This window comes from Pseudomonas sp. B13(2017), from assembly GCF_002113245.1.
Taxonomy (GTDB): domain Bacteria; phylum Pseudomonadota; class Gammaproteobacteria; order Pseudomonadales; family Pseudomonadaceae; genus Aquipseudomonas; species Aquipseudomonas putida_Z.
Window position 1 is genome coordinate 1 of record NZ_NEJX01000023.1, and the last position, 19497, is coordinate 19497.

At 60.4% G+C, this 19497-nt stretch carries 15 protein-coding genes and 2 tRNA genes; 10 read left to right on the top strand and 7 right to left on the bottom strand.

The window, feature by feature from the left end; translation table 11 throughout:
- Positions 1-206 precede the first annotated feature (206 nt).
- A tRNA-Leu gene (locus tag CAG44_RS23740) sits at positions 207-293 on the bottom strand.
- 88 nt (positions 294-381) lie between these two features.
- Positions 382-468: transfer RNA gene (locus CAG44_RS23745), tRNA-Leu, on the bottom strand.
- Between the two features lie 271 nt (positions 469-739).
- On the opposite strand from CAG44_RS23745, the gene rnr reads away from it, so the two are divergent.
- The 7 genes from rnr (at position 740) to dnaB (ending at position 7926) form a co-directional block, all read left to right on the top strand.
- On the top strand, positions 740-3316 hold the full coding sequence (gene rnr / locus CAG44_RS23750; RefSeq protein WP_013974421.1) for a ribonuclease R: 2577 nt from the start codon (positions 740-742) through the stop codon (positions 3314-3316).
- Positions 3313-4059 carry a 23S rRNA (guanosine(2251)-2'-O)-methyltransferase RlmB gene (rlmB, locus tag CAG44_RS23755; RefSeq protein ID WP_003259007.1) on the top strand — a complete coding sequence of 249 codons (747 nt, stop codon included), beginning with the start codon at positions 3313-3315 and terminating at the stop codon, positions 4057-4059. Before rnr ends, rlmB begins: the two co-directional genes overlap by 4 nt.
- Before the next feature lie 307 nt (positions 4060-4366).
- Positions 4367-4792, top strand: coding sequence for a 30S ribosomal protein S6 (gene rpsF / locus CAG44_RS23760; protein ID WP_013974420.1), 426 nt, complete (start codon positions 4367-4369; stop codon positions 4790-4792).
- 28 nt (positions 4793-4820) lie between these two features.
- Positions 4821-5051, top strand: a complete 231-nt coding sequence (gene rpsR, locus CAG44_RS23765; protein WP_003249563.1) for a 30S ribosomal protein S18 — start codon at positions 4821-4823, stop codon at positions 5049-5051.
- Positions 5052-5084: 33 nt separating this feature from the next.
- Positions 5085-5948 carry a hypothetical protein gene (locus tag CAG44_RS23770; protein WP_025340821.1) on the top strand — a complete coding sequence of 288 codons (864 nt, stop codon included), beginning with the start codon at positions 5085-5087 and terminating at the stop codon, positions 5946-5948.
- 20 nt (positions 5949-5968) lie between these two features.
- The gene (rplI, locus tag CAG44_RS23775) at positions 5969-6415 is read left to right on the top strand and encodes a 50S ribosomal protein L9 (RefSeq protein WP_003249568.1); all 447 of its coding nucleotides are present in this window, start codon (positions 5969-5971) and stop codon (positions 6413-6415) included.
- Between the two features lie 113 nt (positions 6416-6528).
- Positions 6529-7926, top strand: a complete 1398-nt coding sequence (dnaB, locus tag CAG44_RS23780; protein WP_015271992.1) for a replicative DNA helicase — start codon at positions 6529-6531, stop codon at positions 7924-7926.
- Positions 7927-8042: 116 nt separating this feature from the next.
- Here dnaB and CAG44_RS23785 read toward each other — a convergent pair whose 3' ends face one another.
- Both CAG44_RS23785 and CAG44_RS23790 read right to left on the bottom strand, forming a co-directional pair.
- Positions 8043-9710, bottom strand: coding sequence for an ATP-binding cassette domain-containing protein (locus tag CAG44_RS23785; protein WP_085693110.1), 1668 nt, complete (start codon positions 9708-9710; stop codon positions 8043-8045).
- 1 nt (position 9711) lies between these two features.
- On the bottom strand, positions 9712-10866 hold the full coding sequence (locus CAG44_RS23790) for a YcaO-like family protein (RefSeq protein WP_085693111.1): 1155 nt from the start codon (positions 10864-10866) through the stop codon (positions 9712-9714).
- 881 nt (positions 10867-11747) lie between these two features.
- Here CAG44_RS23790 and CAG44_RS23800 point away from each other — a divergent pair.
- Positions 11748-14048 carry a YgiQ family radical SAM protein gene (locus tag CAG44_RS23800; protein ID WP_025340820.1) on the top strand — a complete coding sequence of 767 codons (2301 nt, stop codon included), beginning with the start codon at positions 11748-11750 and terminating at the stop codon, positions 14046-14048.
- A gap of 135 nt (positions 14049-14183) precedes the next feature.
- Here CAG44_RS23800 and CAG44_RS23805 read toward each other — a convergent pair whose 3' ends face one another.
- Entirely contained in the window at positions 14184-14771 is a 588-nt protein-coding gene (locus CAG44_RS23805) for a TIGR00730 family Rossman fold protein (protein WP_025340819.1), read from the bottom strand.
- Between the two features lie 349 nt (positions 14772-15120).
- Between CAG44_RS23805 and azu the strand changes: the two genes are divergently transcribed.
- Positions 15121-15570, top strand: coding sequence for an azurin (gene azu, locus CAG44_RS23810; RefSeq protein ID WP_015271990.1), 450 nt, complete (start codon positions 15121-15123; stop codon positions 15568-15570).
- Positions 15571-15704: 134 nt separating this feature from the next.
- Here azu and nadE read toward each other — a convergent pair whose 3' ends face one another.
- Both nadE and pncB read right to left on the bottom strand, forming a co-directional pair.
- Positions 15705-16532 (bottom strand): ammonia-dependent NAD(+) synthetase, encoded by an 828-nt coding sequence (nadE, locus tag CAG44_RS23815; RefSeq protein ID WP_013974414.1) that lies wholly within the window; start codon positions 16530-16532, stop codon positions 15705-15707.
- Between the two features lie 3 nt (positions 16533-16535).
- Entirely contained in the window at positions 16536-17741 is a 1206-nt protein-coding gene (pncB, locus tag CAG44_RS23820; RefSeq protein WP_025340817.1) for a nicotinate phosphoribosyltransferase, read from the bottom strand.
- A 525-nt stretch (positions 17742-18266) separates the two neighbouring features.
- Between pncB and CAG44_RS23825 the strand changes: the two genes are divergently transcribed.
- Positions 18267-19403, top strand: a complete 1137-nt coding sequence (locus CAG44_RS23825) for a branched-chain amino acid ABC transporter substrate-binding protein (RefSeq protein WP_075046518.1) — start codon at positions 18267-18269, stop codon at positions 19401-19403.
- The last annotated feature ends 94 nt before the right edge of the window (positions 19404-19497 follow it).

Below are 19497 nucleotides of genomic sequence, written 5' to 3' on the forward strand. Positions count from 1 at the left end.
AAGGGGTGGGGCGAGTTCTCCCACGGTCTGTACTGCTGTGAACAGTCAGATTCGGCTTTTTCGTCCCACCACCCCTTCGAGTATCACCATACAAGCGGCTTTAGCCGCGAAGAGGCCGGCACAGGTTTGCACCTATGACCGAAAGAGGAGGGATACAAAAATCGCAGGCAAGAAAAAACCCACTAGCAAGCTAGTGGGTTTTTGTATGGTGCCCAGGAGAAGACTCGAACTTCCACGACCGTTAAGTCACTGATACCTGAAACCAGCGCGTCTACCAATTCCGCCACCTGGGCAAAGCTTTACATCATCTGGAGAAGGCGACTATCGTTCGCTTTCACACAGTAGTAACAGATCCTTGGTCATCTGTTACTTGAAAATATTTGGTGCCCAGGAGAAGACTCGAACTTCCACGGCCGTTAAGCCACTGATACCTGAAACCAGCGCGTCTACCAATTCCGCCACCTGGGCACACATTCGAGATTACTTGATGCTTTACAGCGCCGCTCATCTCTACTACAACTTCGGGGTTGTCCGTCGTTGTGGTGCGCACTATACGGACGGTCCGGGGGGCTGTAAACCCCCCAAGCGAAAAAAATTTCAAAAAATTCAACTTGTTGATTCCGCAGGCCTATTCCTGCTCGCCGGAGGCGCCGGTGGGGCTGTCCAAGGCTGACATTTCCGGTTTCAATACGCCTATGCCAGAATTCCTATCTATATACCCCAAGGTGAACCCCTTCTGATGGCCGATTGGCAATCCCTCGATCCCGAGGCCGCTCGCGAAGCGGAAAAATACGACAACCCCATTCCCAGCCGTGAGCTGATCCTGCAGCGCCTCGCCGACCGTGGCGAACCGGCCGCACGCGAGGAGCTGGCGGCCGAGTTCGGTCTTTACGACGAAGACCAGATCGAAGCCCTGCGCCGCCGACTGCGTGCAATGGAGCGCGATGGCCAGCTTATCTATACCCGGCGCGGCACTTATGCCCCGGTAGACAAGCTGGACCTGATCTGCGGTCGCGTCTCCGGTCACCGCGATGGCTTCGGCTTCCTTATTCCGGACGACGGCAGCGAAGATCTGTTCCTCAGCCCGTCGCAGATGCGCCTGGTGTTCGACGGTGACCGCGGCCTGGCCCGCGTATCCGGCGTCGACCGCCGTGGCCGCCGTGAAGGCGTGCTGGTCGAAATCATCTCCCGTGCCCACGAAAGCGTGGTCGGCCGTTACTTCGAAGAAGGCGGTATCGGCTACGTGACCCCGGACAACCCGAAGATCCAGCAGGAAGTGCTGGTCACCGCCGGGCGCAACGGCGGTGCCAAGATCGGCCAGTTCGTCGAGATCAAGATCACCCACTGGCCGACCCCGCGCTTCCAGCCGCAAGGCGATGTGGTCGAGGTCATCGGCAACTACATGGCGCCGGGCATGGAAATCGACGTTGCCCTGCGCAGCTACGATATCCCGCACGTCTGGCCCAAGGACGTGATCAAGGAAGCGCGCAAGTTCCGCTCCGAAGTCGAAGAGAAGGACAAGGAGAAGCGCGTCGACCTGCGCCACCTGCCGTTCGTCACCATCGACGGCGAGGACGCCCGTGACTTCGACGACGCCGTCTATTGCGAACCGCTGGGCAAGCTGCGCCTGTTCTCCGGTGGCTGGCGCCTGTATGTGGCCATTGCCGACGTGTCCAGCTACGTGCGCCTGGGCTCGGCCCTGGACGTCGAGGCCCAGCAGCGCGGCAACTCGGTGTACTTCCCCGAGCGCGTGGTACCGATGCTCCCCGAAGAGCTGTCCAACGGACTGTGCTCGCTGAACCCGCATGTCGATCGCCTGGCCATGGTCTGCGAAATGACCATGAACAAAGCCGGCCAGATGGTCGACTACCAGTTCTACGAAGGCGTCATCCACTCCCACGCCCGCCTGACCTACAACAAGGTCAGCAGCATGCTCGAGCACTCCCGCACCCGTGAGGGCAAGGCGCTGCGCGAGGAGTACAAGGCAGTCGTGCCGGACCTGAAGAACCTGTACAACCTGTACAAGGTGCTGGTGGAGGCCCGTCACACCCGCGGCGCGATCGACTTCGAGACCCAGGAAACCCGCATCATCTTCGGTGACGAGCGCAAGATCGCGGAAATCCGCCCGACCGTGCGCAACGACGCCCACAAGCTGATCGAGGAATGCATGCTGGCGGCCAACGTGGCCACCGCCGAGTTCCTGCAGAAGCATGGCGTGCCGGCCCTGTACCGCGTGCACGACGGCCCACCGCCAGAGCGTCTGGAAAAGCTGCGCGCCTTCCTGGGCGAACTGGGCCTGACCCTGCACAAGGGCAAGGACCCGTCGCCGAAGGATTACCAGGCACTGCTGGCGAGCATCGCCGGGCGCCCGGACTTCCACCTGATCCAGACCGTGATGCTGCGTTCGTTGAGCCAGGCGGTGTACAGCACCGACAACAACGGCCACTTCGGCCTGAACTACGAGGCGTACACCCACTTCACCTCGCCGATCCGTCGCTACCCGGACCTGCTGGTGCACCGCGCCATCCGCAGCATCATCCGTTCCAGGGTCGAAACCCCGCACGTCAAGCGTGCCGGCGCCATGAGCATCCCCAAGGCGCGCATCTACCCGTACGACGAGAACACCCTCGAGCAGCTTGGCGAGCAGTGCTCGATGACCGAGCGCCGGGCCGATGAAGCCACCCGTGACGTGGTCAACTGGCTCAAGTGCGAGTTCATGAAGGACCGCGTGGGCGAGACTTTCCCGGGTGTGATCACCGCGGTGACCGGTTTCGGCCTGTTCGTCGAGCTGACCGATATCTATGTGGAAGGCCTGGTGCACGTCAGTGCGCTGCCGGGCGACTACTACCACTTCGACCCGGTGCACCACCGCCTGTCTGGCGAGCGTACCGGGCGCAGCTTCCGCTTGGGCGACACGATCGAGGTCAAGGTCATGCGCGTCGACCTCGACGAGCGCAAGATCGACTTCGAAGTGTCGGAAAAGACCCTCGCCGCCCCGATCGGCCGCAAACAACGTGGTGCCGCACCGGCTGCCGGCCAGGCCGAGCAGGCCCCGGTCGAGGCCAAGGCCACGCCGAAGCCGCGCAGCCGCAAGAGCGAGACCGCCGAGGCGTACTTCCCGAAAGACGCTGTGCAGCGTAACGCCGAAGTGCGCAAGAGCCGCGAAATGAAGAAGGCGCTGATGAGCGAGGCGCGCAGTGGCGGCCATGCCAGCAGCAAGTCGGAAAAGGGCGGCAAGGCCTCCGGCAAGCCGACCAAGCACCGTAAAGGCCCGTCGAAGTCCGGCGCGCCACGCAAGAGCAAGAGCAAGTCATGAGTCAGCTGGAAAAGATCTACGGCGTGCACGCCGTGCAGGCATTGCTGCAGCACCATCCGAAACGGGTCAAGCAGATCTGGCTGTCGGAAGGACGCAGCGAGCCACGCCTGCAGGCGCTGCTGGCGCTGGCCGCGGAAAATCGCGTGGCGGTCGGCCAGGCCGAGCGCCGTGAGATGGATGCCTGGGTAGAGGGCGTGCATCAGGGTGTGGTTGCCGAGGTGAGCCCGAGCCAGGTCTGGGGCGAGTTGATGCTCGAGGAATTGCTCGAACGCACCGAAACACCACCGCTGATCCTGGTGCTGGATGGCGTGACCGACCCGCACAACCTTGGCGCCTGCCTGCGTACCGCCGATGCCGCCGGTGCCACGGCAGTGGTGGTGCCCAAGGACAAGTCTGCAACCCTGACGCCGGTCGTGCGCAAGGTGGCCTGTGGCGCTGCGGAGGTCATCCCGCTGGTGGCCGTGACCAACCTGGCGCGCACCCTGGAAAAACTGCAGCAGCGTGGCCTGTGGGTGGTAGGTACCGCCGGCGAGGCCGAGCAGGAGATCTACCAGCAGGACCTGACCGGGCCGCTGGTGATGATCATGGGCGCGGAAGGCAAGGGCATGCGCCGGCTGACCCGCGAGCATTGCGATTTCCTGGTGAAGTTGCCGATGGGCGGTAGTGTCAGCAGCCTGAACGTGTCGGTGGCGACAGGCGTGTGCCTGTTCGAGGCTGTGCGTCAGCGTCAGGCCAAGCGCTGATCTATAACCTGCGCCGGCCTCTTCGCGGGCGCGCCCGCTCCCACAGGTAATCTGCAATGCCAAAGGCAGCAGTTGATCTGTGGGAGCGGGCGTGCCCGCGAATCGGGCCTGACACATTCTGAATATTTTTCAGGCTGTTCAAATATTCACCAATCACCTTGCTTGTACGCCTCGCCTTCTCTACAATTGCGCCCCTTGCCGAGCTGGCAGGCGCACATGTGCCTCCCCTCCGTGCAAGACATACAGTGTCATTCACTCCTTGTCTGACCAGATTCGCTGGCAGACTACTAACCCGTAAGGAGCATTCATGCGTCATTACGAAATCATCTTCCTGGTTCACCCGGACCAGAGCGAGCAAGTCGGCGGCATGGTTGAGCGTTACACCAAGCTGATCGAAGAAGATGGTGGCAAGATCCACCGCCTGGAAGACTGGGGCCGTCGTCAACTGGCCTACGCAATCAACAATGTTCACAAGGCTCACTACGTGATGCTGAACGTTGAGTGCACCGGCAAGGCCCTGGCCGAGCTGGAAGACAACTTCCGCTACAACGATGCCGTTATCCGTAACCTGGTCATCCGTCGCGACGAAGCCGTTACCGGCCAGTCCGAGATGCTGAAGGCTGAAGAAAACCGCAGCGAGCGCCGTGAGCGTCGTGAGCGTCCTGAGCATGCTGAATCCGCCGATGGCGACGACAGCAATGACAGCGACTCCAGCGATAACGCTGACGAGTAATCCACGGACCTTTAGAGGAGCCTATTAAATGGCACGTTTCTTCCGTCGTCGTAAATTCTGCCGCTTCACTGCTGAAGACGTGAAAGAGATCGACTTCAAAGATCTCAACACCCTGAAAGCTTACGTATCCGAAACCGGCAAGATCGTTCCAAGCCGTATCACCGGTACCAAAGCTCGTTATCAGCGTCAGCTGGCTACCGCTATCAAGCGCGCCCGCTTCCTGGCCCTGCTGCCCTACACCGACAGCCACGGCCGCTGAGACCGGGTCGTCGACAAGCAGTAAGGGATTAGCATGCGAGCGTTAGCAAGTTTCATCATGCGCGGTCGTGTGCAGGCCACCCTGGTGGTGGTCATCAGCGCGGTACTGCCGCTGCTGTTCTGGTTGAGTGCCGCTGCCGGCAGCCTTGTGCTGCTGCGGCGTGGGTTCAAGGATGCTACAACGGTCATCGCCGGCGGCCTGCTGGCCGGGCTGGCCGTGTGGGTCATGGGCGATCCCATCACCTTTCTGGTGATCGCGGGTGCCTTGGGCCTGGCTGCGCTGTTGCGCGCCGAGCATCCCTGGAGCCGGGTGTTGCTGGTCAGTGCCGTGTTCGCCGTGGCTTTCAGCCTCGTGCTCGATCTGGCGCTGGCACAAACCTTCGATGTGCTGGCCAAGGCGTTTGCCGAAGCCATGCCGAAAATCGAGGGGCAACCGGTGCTCTCCGGTGAGCTGATCCGCCCTGTGCTGGTCGCTTCCACAGCAGTGACGGTGCAATTGTTCAGTGTGCTGGCCCTGGTGCTGGCGCGCTACTGGCAGGCAGCGTTGTACAACCCTGGAGGCTTCGGTCGCGAGTTTCGCGCGCTGAGGTTGCCGAAACAGACCATGGCGGTCTTGGTGGCAGTGATGGTGGTGGCCCCGTTCATCGGGCCGCAGTTCATCGTCCTGGCATCGGCCTCCAGCCTGGTACTGGTGCTGGCCGGCATCGCCTTGATGCACGGGCTGGTGGCGCAGGGGCGACTGGCCGGTTTCTGGCTGGTGGGCATGTACGTGACGTTGCCGCTGATCATGCAGCTGATTTATCCGTTGCTGGTGGTTTTGGCCATTGTCGACAGCCTGATTGATTTTCGCGGTCGCAAGTCCCCCAAGGGGAATGACTCCGCGAACGGTGAAGGTTAAAAGTTAAGAGGTTTTACCAAATGGAACTGATCCTGCTGGAAAAAGTCGCTAACCTGGGCAACCTGGGCGACAAAGTAAAAGTTAAGGCTGGTTACGGCCGTAACTTCCTGCTGCCATTCGGCAAGGCCACCGTTGCCAACGCCGCCAACCTGGCTGCGTTCGAAGAGCGTCGCGCCGAGCTGGAAAAAGCAGCTGCTGACAAGAAAGCTTCGGCTGAAAGCCGCGCTGCCCAACTGGCCGAGCTGGAAGTGACCATCACTGCCACCGCTGGCGACGAAGGCAAGCTGTTCGGTTCGATCGGCACCCACGACATCGCTGACGCCCTGACCGCCTCCGGCGTTGAAGTGGCCAAGGCTGAAGTTCGTCTGCCGAACGGCACCATCCGTCAGGTTGGCGAATACGACGTAGCCGTGCACCTGCACAGCGACGTTGAAGCCACCGTACGCGTGGTCGTCGTAGCTGCCTAAGCTGCGCTGACTGGCTGGCTCCTTGTGGGTCAGGCGGTTAACATCGGGCACGGTCCTGTTTTCGACAGGCCGTGCCCTTTGTCTTTTTCATCCTCCAGAATTCTTTCGTGGCCATGAACGAGATCACCACCTCCGAACAGCTAGACCTGCAAACCGCAGCCCTGAAGGTACCGCCGCATTCCATCGAGGCCGAACAGGCCGTGCTCGGTGGCCTGATGCTGGACAACAATGCCTGGGAGCGGGTGCTGGACCAGGTATCGGATGGCGACTTCTACCGGCATGACCACCGCCTGATCTTCCGTGCCGTGCACAAGTTGGCCGACGCCAACCAGCCATTCGACGTGGTGACCCTGCACGAGCAGTTGGACAAGGAAGGCCTTTCTTCGCAAGTCGGTGGGTTGGCGTACCTGGCCGAGCTGGCCAAGAACACCCCGTCGGTAGCCAACATCAAGGCCTACGCCGCGATCATTCGCGAGCGCGCCACCCTGCGCCAGCTGATCAGCATCAGTACCGATATCGCCGACAACGCGTTCAACCCGCAAGGGCGCAACGCCGAAGAGATTCTCGACGACGCCGAGCGGCAGATCTTCCAGATCGCCGAGGCCCGCCCGAAAACCGGCGGCCCGGTGGGGGTCAACGAACTGTTGACCATGGCCATCGACCGTATCGACACGCTGTTCAACTCCGACAGTGACATCACCGGCGTGTCCACCGGCTTCACCGACCTCGACGAGAAGACCAGCGGCCTGCAGCCAGCCGACCTGATCATCGTCGCCGGCCGACCGTCGATGGGTAAGACCACCTTCGCCATGAACCTGGTGGAAAACGCCGTACTGCGTACCGACAAGGCGGTGCTGGTGTTCTCCCTCGAGATGCCAGGTGAATCGCTGATCATGCGTATGCTCTCGTCCCTGGGCCGTATCGACCAGACCAAGGTGCGTTCCGGCCAGCTGGACGACGACGACTGGCCGCGCCTGACCTCGGCGGTGAACCTGCTCAACGACCGCAAGCTGTTCATCGACGATACCGCCGGCATCAGCCCCTCGGAAATGCGCGCCCGTACCCGCCGCCTGGCCCGCGAGCATGGCGAAATCGCCATGATCATGGTCGACTACCTGCAGCTGATGCAGATCCCGGGTTCGGCCGGCGACAACCGGACCAACGAAATTTCCGAGATCTCCCGCTCGCTCAAGGCCCTGGCCAAGGAGTTCAACTGCCCGGTCATCGCCCTGTCGCAGCTGAACCGCTCCCTGGAACAGCGCCCGAACAAACGCCCAGTGAACTCCGACTTGCGTGAATCCGGTGCGATCGAGCAGGACGCCGACGTGATCATGTTCGTGTACCGCGACGAGGTGTACCACCCCGAGACCGAGCACAAGGGCGTGGCGGAAATCATCATCGGTAAACAGCGTAACGGCCCTATCGGCTTCGTGCGCCTGGCGTTTATCGGTAAGTACACCCGCTTCGAGAACTTGGCGCCGGGCATGTACAACTTCGACGATGACGAGTAACGCCCGTTTCATGAAGTTGCGCATGATTCACTGAGTTAGCAGAAACCCTGTGGGAGCGGCTTTAGCCGCGAAGAATCCACCGCGTTAGCTGGAACCGGCTGCGCCGGTGTTCGCGGCTAAAGCCGCTCCCACAGGGTGTGCGGATCGCCGGCTAGCTCAGCGTTATGAGCGATCTTTGCTTTCACTTGGCTGACTATCCGTCCCTCGCTCATGGTGATCACCCGATCAAAACGTGACAGGGCATTCTGATCATGCGTCACGCATATCAGCCCCCTCCCTCGGAATGTTTCGAACAGCAGATCCCAGGTACGCGCAGCCGATCCGGCATCAAGCCCAGCTGTGGGTTCGTCAAAGAAATTGAATTCGCCTGGCTGATTTAGGAGGCGTAGCAACGTCAGCCTGCGTGCTTCTCCACCCGAAATGGATTCTGCGCGTGCATCCAGATCAAGTTCGTACCAGTCTTTGCTCAGGCCCAGTTGTTCAAGCCATCGTTCGATTTGAGCGCGATCATGAGCATGTTCGAACAGCACTGCGCGGGGCAGTGGGCCGGGTAGGAAGTGCGTATCCTGAGGGCAGAGTCGTAAACGGCTGAACTGCTCACAAGCGTCGAGCGCAGCCAGGCACCTGCCGTGCAAGTGAACATGCCTACGCAACTGGAATACCGTTCCTGCCAGCGCATGCAGAAGTGTCGATTTACCACAACCGCTGGGCCCAACCAGCGCGACACGTTCTCCCGCACGTAGCACCAAGGGCTTATCGATCTGCAGTTGCAGCGCGTTTCGAGCGCTGAGTTGGCAGGGGGTAATGCGAAGCCCTGCGTTTTCATTTTGGGGCTCTGTCTCTATGGAAAGTGTCGGGCCGAACACAGGGAGTTGAAGCCAGTGTTCGAGCTTGCGTTTGTCGAGCCGGAACTGGTCGAGTACTCGCCAGGCTTCCGCCAGTTGTGCAACGCCTGCGAGCAATCCACTCACCAGAGTAAAGAGGGCAACAAGCTCGCCCAGGCTTAAATGCGGTGTTGCCTGAGATTGATCATGAATACCCCACAAGAGCAAACCACCACTGCCCAAGCCAATGAACAGAGTACGCAGTCCTTGAAGCCATCCGCCACTGTAGGCAACCCCTACCGCTGAGTCGGCATAGCCCGACAGTGTCTGGTTGACGGGAATCATTGCTGCATCCTCAGCCTTCTCCAGTTTGACCGTTGACGCGCTGGCGAAGGTATCTACCCATTGTTCCGCCAGTTCGTCTTCCTGCGAGTTGACTGCCTCGATATGGGGGCGACGCCAGCGCACCAGGCGATCGTTTGCCCACAGATACGCCAAGCTCAAGGGGACGAGGCCGATCAATACCGAGGTAGCCCCGAGGTATGCGAACAGCGTGACCAGCACCACAGCTTCAGCCAGCACCGGCCATGCCGAGCCAATCAGAAAACCTAACCACCGCTCTTGTGCCGTTATTCCTCTATCCAGAACCTTTACCAGTGTTCCTCCATGGAGTTGTCCATAGGCCTCGAAGCGTTTGTCCAGCAATGCTCGGCACCAGCGGATGGATAGTTGCTTCACGCGTTCTTGGCAGAGCCGCGCCAGGCACCAGGCTTGCAAAGGGGTCAGTGAGGCTTGTAATGCGACAAGGCATATGAAGGCTCCGAGCAAAAGCTGGGGAGGCGAGGCCGAGGTGGACAGGTTGTCAATAATGTCAGCCAAGATCAGGGCAGGTACGACGGTCGCGATTTTCAGTACTAATGTTGCGCTCAGGGCGGCGAAGATACCTCGATAGATATGCATGTCATTGCCTTATGCCTTTGAATGCGCTCTGCGGAGCGACTGGAATGCCAGACCTGATCAAGTGGAATCGCTCCAGGCCGGGTATGAAAACTTGCACAATCGTTGCGAGATTCGGATGCTCATAAAGTGTGCGATAGAATACAGCTTTGTTTTGATTTCCCAAGTTGATCAGTGTGCGCTTGATCTGCCCGCGTACGCTGAGCTCGGTGCGTGGTGGATGAAGAATCGGTACGGAGTGAGTTGGGCTCGGATGTAGAAGTGAAGCAAGACGTGCTGAGCGGGAAAGCATCTTCTCTGCAGCGAGGTCCTCTTGTTTTTCAGTCGGACCATAAAGTTGCGCGCACTGAAGCTGCTCCGTAACGGCACGATACATTGCAATGGACGGGTTGATGGAGCTGCCGGAGCCTACGCTGCTAAGTGAGACTTTATTTTTATCCCGAGAAATGGCAATGCAAAATGGCACATCATAAAAGTCGTGTGTCAAGAAAATGTCTAAGTTCCTTGCATGACGAAAAAGCGCGGTGTCATGTGCGAAGGTTTCTTCCAGAAAGGAACTCGAGGGTTGGTAAAGCTCTGGTGGGGAGATCAGGTCGCAAAGAGACAGATAGTACATCGACAGGGCATGGCGCTCGATAGCTTCATTTATGGCGTGTAGCAGAGCCTCGCTCTCTGTGCAGCCAAGTGCTGTTCCTGAGTTGGTGCCATATTTGGCAAGGAAGCCAGCAGCCGTTTTTTCGATCTCATCAATATTTCTGAATGAAGGAGCAATCATTATCGCAGGTAAATTTATCTTGTCGTAGCTATTCAGGGCTTCCAGTTTGAAATACGGTATCTGGCAAGCAGGCGGTATGGATTTGAGCAGCCAGTCGTCAAACGGGGCTATCGACTTCAAGATTTGGTCGCTGTCGATGGTCGCTGGGGTAGTCTTGTCGACGAAATAATGCTCTAGGCTTTCGGCAAGTGCCCCGAGTTCACAGTGCTCTCCTTTACCTGCGCCGCAAGAAACCTCTTTGTAGGCGCTGTCGTATAGGTGGCAAGTGGCGACCAATCCATTAGGTTTTGATAGTTTTATTTTTGAATGAAGTCCCAAATGCTGAAGCAGCCTTGTCAGCCGGTTGTAGGCTTCTTCTGTATTTAGCTCGCGCTCGGTAATCATCTTTGGCTCCTTGATATGGACAGAAGGGGCTAGGCCCCTTCTGGCTTATTGCTTACAGCAGGTTAAGGAACTCGGTCTCGGATTCGGTGAATGTGTAGTTCATCACGCGAGGGATTTGCAGAGTATGGATTTCAGAACGACGACGTCCCATGGCTAGTGCTCCTATAGAGTTGGTTTGAGTACGCTTTTCAGCGCAGGAGTTTTGTATCACTTGTTTTTTCCTTGGTTCAATATCTGCCCGGCATTCGTTGGGGAAAGTTGACGTAAGAATTATTTCTGGTGCTTGTAGTTCAGCTCCTACAATTTTCCGGAGGGCAGAAAAATCACCTATTAATGAATCGGTTAGCGCTTGAAGAGGGTTGGAGGGGTTAAATATTTTGTAAAAAACTGAAAGGATTACCGTCTCTCAGCAGGGGGGCGCGGTCATGATTGGTCCGAGCGGACATAGTTTTTCTGTGGGGAATCGCCTAGCTCTCGGGGCTCACCTCGATATAGCGCCGAACCTTTGAGCTGCGCTGTTGCGTAGAGAACAAAGCCTCATCAAGCGCCGCTTTATCCTGTGGGAGCGGCTTTAGCCGCGAAGAATCCAGCGCGGTGCATGGCACCGGCTACGCCGGTGTTCGCGGCTAAAGCCGCTCCCACAGGGTTTCTGCTAAATCAGTGAGTTATGTGTTGTTCTATGCAAGCAGCCTTGTGCTGCGAAGCGCCGCGCGGGCGGCGCTCGGTTGGCGCGCCACCGCAAACCCAAAACCAGGCACTTGGCGACCCATCCCCAACCGTCGCCCACCCCACCAATCCCCACGAATCCAGTCGGATTTGGTCAAAATTTGTGCTATCCTCCGCGCCCGCGATTTCCCTGCACACCAGAACCGGTCACTGACATGCAAGCAGCCAAACCACTCTACGACTATCCCAAGTACTGGGCCGAATGCTTCGGGCCAGCACCTTTCCTGCCGATGAGCAGGGAGGAGATGGATCTGCTCGGCTGGGATTCCTGCGACATCATCATCGTGACCGGTGATGCTTACGTCGACCACCCGTCGTTCGGCATGGCCATCATCGGCCGCCTGCTGGAGGCCCAGGGCTTCCGCGTGGGCATCATCGCCCAGCCGAACTGGCAGTCGAAAGACGACTTCATGAAGCTCGGCGAGCCGAACCTGTTCTTCGGCGTGGCCGCGGGCAACATGGACTCGATGATCAACCGCTACACCGCGGACAAGAAGATCCGTTCCGACGACGCCTACACCCCTGGTGGCCTGGCCGGCAGCCGACCGGACCGCGCCAGCCTGGTGTACAGCCAGCGCTGCAAGGAAGCCTACAAGCATGTGCCGATCGTGCTTGGCGGCATCGAGGCCTCGCTGCGCCGCATCGCCCACTACGACTACTGGCAGGACAAGGTCCGCCACTCGATCCTGATCGACGCCAGCGCCGACATCCTGCTGTTCGGCAACGCCGAGCGCGCGGTGGTCGAGGTGGCCCAGCGCCTGTCCAACGGCGAGAAGATCGAGACCATCACCGATGTGCGCGGCACTGCTTTCGTGCGTCGTGATACACCTCAGGGCTGGTACGAGATCGATTCGACCCGCATCGACCGCCCGGGCCGCGTCGACAAGATCATCAACCCGTACGTGAATACCCAGGACACCCAGGCCTGTGCCATCGAGCAGGCCAAGGGCGACCAGGAGGACCCGAACGAAGCCAAGGTCGTGCAGATTCTCGACAGCCCGAGCATGACCCGGGAAAAGTCGGTGATCCGCCTGCCGTCGTTCGAGAAGGTGCGTAACGACCCGGTACTCTATGCCCATGCCAACCGGGTGCTGCACCTGGAGACCAACCCGGGCAACGCCCGCGCCCTGGTGCAGAAGCATGGCGAAGTGGATGTGTGGTTCAACCCGCCACCCATCCCCATGAGCACCGAGGAAATGGACTACGTGTTCGGCATGCCCTATGCCCGTGTGCCGCACCCGGCCTACGGCAAGGAGCGCATCCCGGCCTACGAGATGATCCGCTTCTCGGTGAACATCATGCGTGGCTGCTTTGGTGGCTGCACCTTCTGCTCGATCACCGAGCACGAAGGCCGCATCATCCAGAACCGCTCGCACGAGTCGATCCTGCACGAAATCGAAGAGATGCGTGACAAGGTGCCGGGCTTCACCGGCGTGGTCTCCGACCTTGGCGGCCCGACTGCCAACATGTACCGCATCGCCTGCAAGAGCCATGACATCGAGAAGCACTGCCGCAAGCCGTCGTGCGTGTTCCCGGGCATCTGCGAAAACCTCAACACCGACCACAGCTCGCTGATCGAGCTGTACCGCAAGGCTCGTGCCCTGCCGGGTGTGAAGAAGATCCTGATTGCCTCTGGCCTGCGTTATGACCTGGCGGTGGAGTCGCCGGAGTACGTCAAGGAACTGGTCACCCACCATGTCGGCGGTTACCTGAAGATTGCCCCGGAGCACACCGAGCGTGGCCCGCTGGACAAGATGATGAAGCCGGGCATCGGCACCTATGACCGCTTCAAGCGCATGTTCGAGAAGTTCTCGAAAGAGGCGGGCAAGGAGCAGTACCTGATCCCGTACTTCATCGCCGCGCACCCGGGCACCACCGACGAAGACATGATGAACCTCGCCCTGTGGCTGAAGGGCAACGGCTTCCGTGCCGACCAGGTGCAGGCGTTCTACCCGTCGCCGATGGCCTCGGCCACGGCCATGTACCACTCGGGCAAGAACCCGCTGCGCAAGGTGACCTACAAGAGCGAAGGTGTGGATATCGTCAAGAGCGAGGAGCAGCGCCGCCTGCACAAGGCGTTCTTGCGTTACCACGACCCGAAGGGCTGGCCGATGCTGCGTGAGGCGTTGCAGCGCATGGGCCGCGCCGACCTGATCGGGCCGGGCAAGCACCAACTGATCCCGCTGCACCAGCCGCAGACCGATACCTACCAGAGTGCACGCCGCAAGAACTCGACCCCTGCGGGTAGCCACAAGGTGGGCAAGGAGCAGAAGGTTCTTACCCAGCACACCGGCCTGCCGCCGCGTGGCAGTGATGGCAGCAAGCCGTGGGACAAGCGTGAAAAGGCCAAGGCCGAAGCGTTTGCGCGTAACCAGCAGGCGGCCAAGGAGCGCAAGGAAGCGGCCAAGGGTGGCAAGGGCAACAAGAAGCCGCGTCAGCCAGTGATCCCGCGCTGATTTCGGGGGCCGCTTTGCGGCCCAATCGCCGGCAAGCCAGCTCCCACAGGAATTGCACAAAGCCCAAGGCTTGCGCTGTACTTGTGGGAGCTGGCTTGCCGGCGATTGGGCTGCAAAGCAGCCCCTGTTACAGGTTTAGTCAGGCTTCTTGTCGACCCACTTCGGCGCCACCGGCGCAACAAAGCTGTCCATCCCGTCCAGCAGCTCATCAGGCTGCTGCCCCAGCAGCAACATCGCCCGATGCTGCGGCCGCACGAAGCCTTCTTCGACGATATGGTCGAGGAACCCGCCCAGCTTCTCGTAGAAGCCGTTCACATCCAGCAGCCCCAGCGGCTTGGCGTGATAGCCCAATTGGCCCCAGGTCCATACCTCGAACAACTCCTCCAGCGTACCCAGCCCACCGGGCAGGGCGATGAAGGCATCGCTCAGCTCGGCCATGCGTGCCTTGCGCGCGTGCATGCCGTCGACCACTTCCAGGCGGCTGAGGCCCTTGTGGCCGATTTCGGCATTCATCAGGCTCTGGGGGATGATCCCGATCACTTCGCCACCGGCCGCCATGGCCGCGTCGGCTACGGTGCCCATCAGGCCGACCGCGCCACCGCCATAGACCAGGGTCAGGCCGCGACGGGCAATCGCCTGGCCCAGCGCGATGGCCGCTTCACGGTAGGCAGGGTTGGCACCAATGCTGGCGCCGCAGAACACACAAACGGAACGTACGGGCATTGCTCATCTCCAGTCACTCAGGCTGACAGGGTAAGGCCCATGTCCTACAGTTCCAAGGCTGCTTTCACTCCGGTCGGGAGAATTCGCAGATGGCGCCGGTCGCTCCATGGGCGTAGGCCGCCAGCAGGCTGTTCATCAGGCTTCCAAGGGTCATTTCGTATTGCTCCTAAATGAGAGGTTGTCCCATCGTCCAATAAAAGGGCATGATGTGCCCTTGAATTGGTTGTATACAATCCATTGAACAATTCTACTGGCTGGCCTCTTGACAGCCCCTTGACCCATATCAGCAAGGGGCTGAACGGTTTCAGGCAGTCTCGCAATTGATAAAACCCTGCCAAGGAGATTCATGATGTTTGCGAAAGCTGTAGCGGTATCCCTGCTGACCCTCGCCAGCGCCTCTGTCTTCGCAGCCGAGTGCTCGGTGACTGTCGACTCCACCGACCAGATGTCCTACAACACCAAGGAAATCACCGTCGACAAGAGCTGCAAGGAATTCACCGTCAAACTGACCCACTCCGGCAACCTGCCGAAGAACGTCATGGGCCATAACCTGGTGATCAGCAAGACTGCCGACATGCAGGGCATTGCCACCGAAGGCATGAGCCAGGGTCTGGAAAAGGACTACATCAAAGCTGACAACGCCGCGATCATCGCCCACACCAAGATGATTGGTGCTCCTGAGAAGGAGACCGAGGTGAAGTTCGACGCTACCAAGCTGGAAGCCGGTGGCGACTACAGCTTCTTCTGCACCTTCCCGGGCCACATCTCGATGATGAAGGGCAAGGTCGTCGTCAAGTAATCAAAGGCTGACGGTGAACCCTGTGGGAGCGGGTTCATCGGGGCCGCCGCGAATACGTCGGTGGGTTCACCATTGCATTCGCGGCGGTTCGGCGTCCCGATGAACCCGCTCCCACAGGTCCGTCTATAGCCTTATCAAGGGGCGAACGGCAGTTCGCGCTTGTGCTGGGTCTTACGGTAGGTGGCGACGATAATGTCGAACGCTTCCTGGTCAACCGGCTGCCCATGCAGGAAGGCATCGATCTGCTGGTAGGTCACGCCATGGGAGGCTTCGTCCGGCTTGCCCGGCGCCAGGTCTTCCAGGTCCGCAGTCGGCACCTTTTCCACCAGTGACTCCGGCGCACCGAAGCTGCGCGCAATCGCCCGCACCTGGTTCTTCACCAGTCCGCTCAGCGGCGCCAGGTCGCAGGCACCATCACCGAACTTGGTAAAGAACCCCATCACCGCCTCGGCGGCGTGGTCGGTGCCGATCACCAAGCCTGCGCGGGCACCGGCGATGGTGTACTGGGCGACCATGCGGGTGCGCGCCTTGACGTTGCCGACCACGAAGTCCACCAGCGTCGGCGAGCCGTTCTTCAACTCCACCACTTCAGCCGCCAGCGCCCGTACTGCCGGGGCGATATCCACGGTGTGCACTTCGTCGGCCTTGATCACTTCCAGGCACGCCTGGGCGTCATGCTCGTCATGCTGGACCTGGTAAGGCAGGCGCACGGCGATGAAGGTGTAGGCCTTGTCGCCGGTTTCGGCGCGCAGCTCGTTGATGGCGCGTTGGGCTAGCAGGGCGGCGGTCAGCGAGTCGACGCCGCCGCTGATGCCCAGCACCAGGGTCTTGAGCCGGGCGTTGGCCAGGCAATCCTTGATGAACGCCACGCGCCGGGCCACTTCGGCCTCGAGCGCGGCGGCGTCGGCGAACGGCGGCTGTACCTTCAGCGCCTGGGCAATCTCTTGCTGAACCGCTTGCATGGGTTACTCCTTGCTGGGGACTTTGAATACATGGCGCATGTAGGCGACGAAGTTCTCGTCGCGGCATTGGGTCTTGGCGGCTTCGTCCGAGATCTTCGCCACCGGCGCGCCGTTGCAGTCGGTCATTTTAAGCACGATGCTCATCGGGGCCACGCCCGGGATATCACAGGTCAGGTTGGTGCCGATGCCAAAGCTGACGTTGATGCGACCGCGCAGGGCACGGAAGATTTCCAGCGAGCGGGTCAGGTTGAGACCGTCGGAAAACACCAGGGTCTTGGTCATCGGGTCGATACCCAGTTTCTGGTAATGGGCAATGGCCTTTTCCGCCCAGGCCACCGGTTCACCCGAGTCGTGGCGCAGGCCGTCGAACAGCTTGGCGAAGTACAGGTCGAAATCGCCGAGGAAGGCATCCATGGTGATGCAATCGGTCAGGGCGATGCCGAGCAGGCCGCGGTACTCGCGCACCCAGCAGTCCAGCGCGGCGATCTGGCTGTCGATCAGTCGCGGGCCGAGTTGCTGGTGGGCCATGATCCATTCATGGGCCATGGTGCCCAGCGGCTTGATATCCAGTTTCCATGCCAGGTCGACGTTGCTGGTGCCGACAAAGCGGCCCGGGAAATCGTCGCGCAGCACACGCACCACTTCTTCCTGCACACGGCTGGAAAAGCGCCGACGGGTGCCGAAGTCGGCCACCTGCAGTTCGGCCAGTTCATCGTCGCTGGCATGTGCGCGCAGCCAGTCGAACTTGCGGTACAGCTGGTCGCGGGCCTCGGCCAGGCGCATGCGCGGGTGCAGGTGGCGGTTGCGCACTTCGCTGATGATCGCCAGCAGCGGCACTTCGAACAGGATCACATGCAGCCACGGGCCTTTCAGGCGCAGAAACAGCTGGTCGTTTTCTATCCCCAGGCGTACGTAGCGCAGGTTGAAGCGGAACAGGCGCAGAAAGCGCAGGAAGTCAGGCTTGAGGAAGCTGATACGTTCGAGGAAGGCCAGCTGGCCGTCATCCAGGGTGAGGTCGCTGAGCAGTTCGAGCTGGTTGCGGATCTCGCCGAGGTAGGGGCGCAGGTCCTCGCCGTTGCGGCAGCGGAATTCCCACTCGACGTCGGCGTCCGGGTAGTTGTGCAGCACGCCCTGCATCATGGTGAGTTTGTAGAAGTCGGTGTCGAGCAGGTTGTGCACGATGCGCTCGGCGAATGCGCTCTCGCTCATCAATGGGGCTCCGGAAGCGGCGAATGGCGGACATTGTGCCAGCCTTTTCGTCCTTGTTGTGCCTGTTGCGGCCCTATCGCCGGCAAGCCAGCTCCCACAAGTAACCCACACGGCCGAAATTTGCAGTGTTCCTGTGGGAGCTGGCTTGCCGGCGATAGGGCCGGAACTGCCAAAACAGAGGTGTTTTTTCGTGCACCAGCTAGCCTTGAAACGGTGCCGCCTGTAGCAGTCGCGCACCAGCTGTGTGCAGTTCGGTGACGTCCGCTGTTACAGGGCGGTTGCACGTAAACACTTGCCAGGGTTGCAATGATGGCACTCGATGGTTGCTCCTTGTCTGTACGTGTGGTGGCGCCTGCCGCGTGGCAGACGGTTGCACGCTCAATAAAGAAAAGGCCGTCGGTCGCCTGCCGGCAACCTGCACAGTGTGTTTTCCCGGAAGACAAAACCTATGGCACGGCCCTTGCTCGGAGCACAGGGCTGAGAAGTTGTAGTGCCAACCAAAAAAAACTCTAGGAGCACCACCTCATGTCGCAGACGTTTTACAAGAAAGGTTTCCTGGCTCTGGCCGTAGCTACGGCACTGGGTGTTTCTTCGTATGTTCAGGCCGACGTCAAGATCGGTGTAGCGGGCCCGATGACCGGGGCTAACGCAGCGTTTGGCGAGCAGTACATGAAAGGTGCGCAGGCAGCGGCCGACAAGATCAACGCCGCCGGTGGCGTGAACGGCGAGAAAATCGTGCTGGTCAAGGGCGATGACGCCTGCGAGCCGAAGCAGGCCGTGGCCGTGGCCAACCGCCTGGTCGACCAGGACAAGGTGATCGGCGTGGTCGGCCACTTCTGTTCCTCCAACACCATCCCGGCCTCCGAGGTGTATGACGAGGCTGGCGTCATCGCCATCACCCCGGGCTCCACCAACCCACAAGTCACCGAGCGCGGCCTGGGCGCCATGTTCCGCATGTGCGGCCGTGACGACCAGCAGGGCATCGTCGCCGGCGATTACATCGTCGACGTGCTCAAGGGCAAGAAAGTCGCGGTGCTGCACGACAAGGACACCTACGGCCAGGGCCTGGCCGACGCGACCAAGGCACAGCTGGAGAAACGCGGCGTCAAGCCGGTGCTGTACGAAGGCCTGACCCGCGGCGAGAAGGACTTCAGCGCCGTCGTCACCAAGATCCGTTCCACCGGTGCCGACGTGGTCTACTTCGGCGGCCTGCACCCGGAAGCCGGCCCGCTGGTACGCCAGCTGCGCGAGCAGGGCCTGAAGGACGTCAAGTTCATGTCCGATGACGGCATCGTCACCGACGAACTGGTGTCCACCGCCGGCGGCGCGCAGTACGTCGATGGTGTGTACATGACCTTCGGCGCCGACCCGCGCCTGCTGCCGGACAGCAAGGCGGTGGTGGAGGAGTTCCGCAAGGCCGGTACCGAACCTGAAGGCTACACCCTGTACGCCTACGCCTCGCTGCAGGCCTTGGCTGCCGCGTTCAACGGCGCCAAGTCGAACAAGGGCGAAGCGGCTGCCGAGTGGCTCAAGGCCAACCCGGTTCAGACCGTCATGGGCGAGAAAAAGTGGGACAAGAAGGGTGACCTGACCGTGTCCGACTATGTGGTCTACCAGTGGGATGCCCAAGGCAAGTACCACCAGCTGGAAAAACAAAAATAACAACGGCCCACGGCCCGGGCGCGTCAGCCCCCGGGCCAAAGCCCCGCGGTACCTGTCTTTATCCGTAGATCTGCACAGTACTGCGCTGCGAGGG

What these genes read in the sequence shown, in the direction of transcription:
- CAG44_RS23785 (WP_085693110.1), bottom strand. Translation starts at nt 9,710, where the DNA reads ATGCATATCTATCGAGGTATCTTCGCCGCCCTGAGCGCAACATTAGTA.
- CAG44_RS23770 (WP_025340821.1), top strand. Translation starts at nt 5,085, where the DNA reads ATGCGAGCGTTAGCAAGTTTCATCATGCGCGGTCGTGTGCAGGCCACC.
- CAG44_RS23790 (WP_085693111.1), bottom strand. Translation starts at nt 10,866, where the DNA reads ATGATTACCGAGCGCGAGCTAAATACAGAAGAAGCCTACAACCGGCTG.
- CAG44_RS23800 (WP_025340820.1), top strand. Translation starts at nt 11,748, where the DNA reads ATGCAAGCAGCCAAACCACTCTACGACTATCCCAAGTACTGGGCCGAA.
- nadE (WP_013974414.1), bottom strand. Translation starts at nt 16,532, where the DNA reads ATGCAAGCGGTTCAGCAAGAGATTGCCCAGGCGCTGAAGGTACAGCCG.
- rplI (WP_003249568.1), top strand. Translation starts at nt 5,969, where the DNA reads ATGGAACTGATCCTGCTGGAAAAAGTCGCTAACCTGGGCAACCTGGGC.
- azu (WP_015271990.1), top strand. Translation starts at nt 15,121, where the DNA reads ATGTTTGCGAAAGCTGTAGCGGTATCCCTGCTGACCCTCGCCAGCGCC.
- CAG44_RS23805 (WP_025340819.1), bottom strand. Translation starts at nt 14,771, where the DNA reads ATGCCCGTACGTTCCGTTTGTGTGTTCTGCGGCGCCAGCATTGGTGCC.
- pncB (WP_025340817.1), bottom strand. Translation starts at nt 17,741, where the DNA reads ATGAGCGAGAGCGCATTCGCCGAGCGCATCGTGCACAACCTGCTCGAC.
- dnaB (WP_015271992.1), top strand. Translation starts at nt 6,529, where the DNA reads ATGAACGAGATCACCACCTCCGAACAGCTAGACCTGCAAACCGCAGCC.
- rlmB (WP_003259007.1), top strand. Translation starts at nt 3,313, where the DNA reads ATGAGTCAGCTGGAAAAGATCTACGGCGTGCACGCCGTGCAGGCATTG.
- rnr (WP_013974421.1), top strand. Translation starts at nt 740, where the DNA reads ATGGCCGATTGGCAATCCCTCGATCCCGAGGCCGCTCGCGAAGCGGAA.
- rpsF (WP_013974420.1), top strand. Translation starts at nt 4,367, where the DNA reads ATGCGTCATTACGAAATCATCTTCCTGGTTCACCCGGACCAGAGCGAG.
- rpsR (WP_003249563.1), top strand. Translation starts at nt 4,821, where the DNA reads ATGGCACGTTTCTTCCGTCGTCGTAAATTCTGCCGCTTCACTGCTGAA.
- CAG44_RS23825 (WP_075046518.1), top strand. Translation starts at nt 18,267, where the DNA reads ATGTCGCAGACGTTTTACAAGAAAGGTTTCCTGGCTCTGGCCGTAGCT.